The organism is Citrobacter sp. S55_ASV_140 (assembly GCF_018919505.1).
Taxonomy (GTDB): Bacteria; Pseudomonadota; Gammaproteobacteria; order Enterobacterales; family Enterobacteriaceae; genus Citrobacter; species Citrobacter werkmanii.
In genome coordinates this window covers 1-752 of record NZ_JAHLQZ010000418.1, presented here as the reverse complement: position 1 = coordinate 752, position 752 = coordinate 1, and the positions used below count along the sequence as shown (strand labels likewise).

Genomic DNA, 752 nt, shown 5'->3' with positions numbered 1-752 from the left:
GATTAATACCATGCCGGGGATTTGCTTCATTAATGAAGCCAGATCTGCATCCGGGATGATTTTGGCGTGGACAACAAGCGCAGCGCAGCGGTGGCGAATAAGCTGTTCAATCGCCTGACGTTCCTTCTGTTCATTATGGTAGCCGTTGCCGATCAGTAAAAAATTACCGGTGTTATAGGCCACCTGCTCGACAGCTTTAACCATTGCCCCAAAAAATGGATCTGACACATCACCAACCACCAGTCCGACGGTTTCGGTAGATTGTTGCGCCAGCGCACGCGCGTTGGCGTTGGGGTGGTAGCTGAGTGATTCCATTGCACTCGTTACGGCCAGACGCGATGCTTCGCTGGCTTTGGGGGAATCATTAATCACTCGAGAAACGGTGGCGACTGATACACCAGCTAGTCGGGCTACATCCTTTATGGTCGCCATGATAGTACCTGTTGTGGGTAAACGCTTACATTGTGTCAGTGTTACGGAAAACGGCTGGCTGTTCAAGCAGATTGCCTGTCAGGACGTCGCAAATGTGAGCGCGCGCGAGCGAAGTAAGACAGAAAATAGAAAACGCTAATTTTTACTTACACTTTGCGATGTGCTGTTGCGATTGTTTGCTGGTGAGGGCACTGAGCAGATTGCTAAAGTTGGGATCCCAGAGGTATTGATAGGTGAAATCAACTTTCGGGTTGATCACTAGATTTACACCAGCCTGCGCAGATGCGCAGGTTTTTTTTTGTCTTCGGCCTATCTGTAAC

General features: G+C 49.5%; 1 protein-coding gene. It reads right to left on the bottom strand.

Features of this window, described 5'->3' with window-relative positions:
- The coding region (locus KQJ18_RS24285) for a LacI family DNA-binding transcriptional regulator (RefSeq protein ID WP_216422993.1) at positions 1-432 on the bottom strand (432 nt) is incomplete at its 3' end.
- Positions 433-752: the final 320 nt, after the last annotated feature.